The following is a 4,247-nucleotide window of genomic DNA, read 5'->3' as shown; positions in this document are numbered from 1 at the left end:
TTCCCGCAGGGCGACATCGGCGCGGCGCTGGCCGACGGCGAGCTGTACGCGGCGTTCGCCGACACCGCCCGCGCCCTGCCCTACCGCTACACGTTTGTGGCGCCGGGGCTGCGCGACGCGCGTGCGCTGGGGCAGACCCACACCGCGCTGTTCGACGCCATCGGGAGCCGCCCGCGGGTCGCGCTGCTCGAAGCCCGCCACGACGGCGCGCCACCCGAGCAGCAACTGTGGGAAGAGCTGCTGCGCTTTTACCGCTACTTCGGGCTCGATTTCTCCACCGGCGGCGCGCGCGAGCGGCCGGATCACCTGCTGACCGAAGTCGAGTTCATGCACTACCTCACGTTCCTGGAAGCCGGTGCGCCCCAGGCCAACGCCGATGCCGTCCGCCGCGCACAGGCCGATTTTCTGGACCGGCATCTGGCGCGCTGGCTGCCGGGCCTCGGCGCGGCGCTGACGGAACTGGGCGAGCAGGCCGCGCCCTACGGCGTGCTGGTCGACGCGCTGGCCCGCTTCGTCGGTGCCGACTGCGCGTATCTGGGCGTGGCCCAGGCCGGCCCGGCGTGCTGATGCGGCACCGCCGGTGAGCATGCCGGTCCACCCCACCCGGCTGCCGGCCGCTGCGCAGATACGCAGGAGCGGCTTCAGCCGCGAACGCCCACTGCGCACCCCTAGGACGGGTCAGGCGCAGCCGTAACCCGCCGGGCCGCGAAACACAGGCCGGCCCGCCGCGGCTGGCTCGGGCTTTGGGAGATTCGCGGCTGCAGCCGCTCCTGCGGCCTTACAGGGGAACAATACAAGGGCGGATCAGCGAGGCATGATCTGCCTTGCGCGTCCGTACCCCGGTGCATGCCGGCCCAGGCGCCGGCGCATCCACGCGTCACATCACAGGATGTAGCGGCTGAGGTCCTGATCGCCGGCGAGATCCGCAAGGCGCTGATCCACGTAGGCGGCATCCACCGTCACCTGCTCGCCGCTGCGATCGGCGGCCGTGAAAGAGAGATCCTCGAGCAGGCGCTCCATCACCGTATGCAGACGCCGCGCGCCGATGTTCTCGGTACGCTCGTTGACCTCGAAGGCGATCTGCGCCAGGCGCCGCACGCCGTCCGGCGCGAAGCTGAGCGTCACGCCCTCGGTGGCCAGCAGCGCGCTCGCCTGCTCGGTGAGCGCGGCGTCGGTGTCGGTGAGGATGCGCTCGAAGTCCTCGACGCGCAGCGAGTCGAGCTCCACGCGAATCGGCAGCCGGCCCTGCAGTTCCGGGATCAGGTCCGAGGGCTTGCTCAAGTGAAACGCGCCCGACGCGATGAACAGGATGTGATCGGTGCGCACCTGCCCGTACTTGGTGGTGACGGTGCTGCCCTCGATCAGCGGCAGCAGGTCGCGCTGCACGCCCTCGCGCGACACCTCGCCGCCGCTGCCGCCGCGCTCGGCGCCGCGGCTGGTGATCTTGTCGATCTCGTCGATGAACACGATGCCGTTCTGCTCGGCGTTCTCGACCGCGGCGCGCTTGATGTCGTCCTCGTTGACGAACTTGGCCGCCTCCTCGTCGGTCAGCAACCGCAGCGCCTCGGCCACGCGCACCTGCCGGCGGCGTGTGCGCCGGCCGCCCAGGTTCTGGAACATGCCCTGCAGCTGCTGGGCGAGTTCCTCCATGCCGGGCGGCGCCATGATCTCGACCCCCACCTGCGGCAGCGAGACCTCGATCTCGACCTGCTTGTCGTCGAGCTGGCCCTCGCGCAAGCGCTTGCGCAGCTTCTGGCGCGTGTCGGTGGCAGCGTCGCCGGCCGCCCAGCTCTCGCCTTCCCGCGAGCCCGGCAGCAACAGGTCCAGCACGCGCTCCTCGGCGGCGTCCTCGGCGCGGTGGCGTACCTTGGCGAGTTCCTGCTCGCGGGTCTGCTTGACCGCCACGTCCATCAGATCGCGCACGATGGACTCGACATCGCGGCCCACGTAGCCCACCTCGGTGAACTTGGTCGCCTCCACCTTCAGGAACGGCGCCCCGGCAAGACGCGCCAGACGCCGCGCGATCTCGGTCTTGCCGACGCCGGTCGGGCCGATCATGAGGATGTTCTTGGGCGTGATCTCGGCGCGCAGGGGATCTGCCACCTGCTGGCGGCGCCAGCGGTTGCGCAGCGCGATCGCCACGGCGCGCTTGGCGGCATCCTGCCCGACGATGTGCTTGTCGAGCTCCTGAACGATTTCGCGCGGGGTCATGGACATGGGCAGTGCGGGCCTCAGGCGCCGAGCTCCTCGATGGTGAGCGAGTGGTTGGTGTAGATGCAGATGTCGGCGGCGATGCCAAGCGCGGCTTCCACGATCTGCCGCGCCTCGAGCGGCGAGTGATCCAGCAGCGCGCGTGCCGCCGCCTGCGCGTAAGGACCGCCGGAGCCGATCGCCATCAGGCCGTCCTCGGGCTCCAGCACGTCGCCGTTGCCGGACACGATCAGCGAGGTTTCCGCGTCGGCCACCGCCAGCATGGCCTCGAGCCGCCGCAGCAGGCGGTCGGTACGCCAATCCTTGGCCAGCTCCACCGCTGCGCGGGCCAGATGACCCGAGTGTTTTTCGAGCTTGGCGTCGAACAGCTCGAACAGCGTGAAGGCATCCGCCGTGGCGCCGGCAAAACCAGCCAGCACCTTGCCGTGGTGCAGGCGGCGCACCTTGCGCGCGCCGCGCTTCATGACCATGTTGCCGAGCGTGACCTGACCGTCGCCGCCCAGCACCACCCGGCCGTTGCGCCGGACGGACAGGATGGTGGTGCCGTGAAAGGCTTCCATGCGTGTTCATTCTCGAGGATGCACAGGGCCGGTCATTCTACCTGCCCGGCACCATCGGCTCAGGCGGGAATGGCCGCCAGCGCCACATCGAGCTGTTCGAGCGGCGTGTAGAAATGCGGCGACAGCCGCACCCCGCCACCGCGCGGCGCGCACACCACGCCGGCCTCGGTCAAACGGCGATGCAGCGTGGCAGTGTCGATGTCACGGTGGCGGAAGGTGACGATGCCGGACCGGCGCCCGGGGCGCGCATCGCTCAGCAGCTCGAGCTCACCGCGCGCGGCGATGCGGTCCATGAGATAGCCGCTGCGCTCCAGCACCGCCTCGGCCACCGACGCGCTGCCGATTTCTTGCAGCAACGACAGGCTCGCCTCCAGACCGTGGGCGCCCAGCAGGTTCGGGCTGCCGCACTCGAAACGCCGCGCGTCATCCGCCGGCCGCCAGTCCAGGGCATCGAAATCGCCGGCCTCGCGCGTCATGTGCCAGCCGTACTGGTACAGCGCGAGACGCTCGCGCCACTCGGGGCGCACCCACAGCAGCGCCAGTCCCTCCGGCCCCAACAGCCACTTGTGGCCGTCGGCCATCACGAAATCCGCCTGCACGGCCTCCACGTCGAACGCCAGCGCGCCGAGGCTCTGGATGGCATCCACGCACAGCGCCACCCCGCGCGTGCGGCAAGCGGCGCCCAGGCGCTCCAAATCCATGCGCAGGCCGTTGCCATACTGCACCGACGACACCGCCAGCACGCGCGTTCGATGGTCGAACAAATCCAGCAGCGCCCGTTCGGGATCGGCGGCGCCGGTCAGATGCGCCAGCCGGCATTCCACCCCCAGCCGCGACAGCGCTTGCCAGGGAATGCGGTTCGACGGGAACTCCTCGGCCGCCAGCACCACGTTGTCGCCGGCCTGCCAGGGAAACCCGAACGCGACCACCGAGATCGCCTCGGACGTGTTCTTGAGCAGCGCCACATCCGCCGGCGCGCCGCCGATCAACCGCGCCAGCCGCTCGCGAAGCTGCTGCTCGACGCCCAGCCAGCGCGGGTAGTGCCGCGCCCCCTCGCGGGCGTTTTCGGCCGCAAAGCGCGCCACGGCATCCGCCGTGCGCCGCGGCCACGGCGCCACCGCGGCGTGGTTGAGGTAGATGATCTCCGGCGACAGGGCGAACTCGGCGGCAAGGTCCATCGGTACAGCGTCCGGGAAATGGGGACTCGAGTATGCGCTGTCGGCCGACACGAGCCGACCGATGGCTGCGCCGCGCCGGCCGCGTAAAAAGAAAACCCCGCCGCGTCGCTCCGCTCAAGAATCGACGTTTGGGTACCGATACACTAAAGAATCACAGAACCTCTGAATAAATCAGATACTGTCTTCGCCCCGGTCACGGCAAGCCCATGGCGGGGTCGAAGGGGCGTCCGGATTTGAGCACGCCCCAGATGAGGTGCAGGAGTTTGCGCATGGCGGCCACCAGCACCTGCTTGGGGTG

Annotated in this window: 4 protein-coding genes and 1 pseudogene; 1 reads left to right on the top strand and 4 read right to left on the bottom strand. The window is 69.9% G+C overall.

The features are described 5' to 3' along the window. Positions 1-567 (top strand): molecular chaperone TorD family protein (locus tag PHC73_RS11915; protein WP_300128500.1); only part of this gene is annotated, 567 nt, incomplete at its 5' end. Between the two features lie 315 nt (positions 568-882). Here PHC73_RS11915 and hslU read toward each other — a convergent pair. The 4 genes and pseudogenes from hslU to PHC73_RS14020 all read right to left on the bottom strand — a co-directional run. Beyond that, a complete protein-coding gene (hslU, locus tag PHC73_RS11910; protein WP_300128497.1) occupies positions 883-2,217 on the bottom strand; it encodes an ATP-dependent protease ATPase subunit HslU in 1,335 nt (444 codons plus the stop codon). Between the two features lie 14 nt (positions 2,218-2,231). Continuing rightward, positions 2,232-2,771, bottom strand: coding sequence for an ATP-dependent protease subunit HslV (gene hslV, locus PHC73_RS11905; RefSeq protein WP_300128494.1), 540 nt, complete (start codon positions 2,769-2,771; stop codon positions 2,232-2,234). Positions 2,772-2,830: 59 nt separating this feature from the next. Further along, positions 2,831-3,949, bottom strand: coding sequence for an aminotransferase class V-fold PLP-dependent enzyme (locus PHC73_RS11900; protein ID WP_300128491.1), 1,119 nt, complete (start codon positions 3,947-3,949; stop codon positions 2,831-2,833). A gap of 193 nt (positions 3,950-4,142) precedes the next feature. After that, positions 4,143-4,247: pseudogene (locus PHC73_RS14020) on the bottom strand (IS110 family transposase); the annotation flags it as partial.

The organism is Immundisolibacter sp. (assembly GCF_028696615.1).
Taxonomy (GTDB): Bacteria; Pseudomonadota; Gammaproteobacteria; order Immundisolibacterales; family Immundisolibacteraceae; genus Immundisolibacter.
Note: the sequence above shows the minus strand (reverse complement) of the source record. Positions and strands in the feature narration are given on the sequence as shown.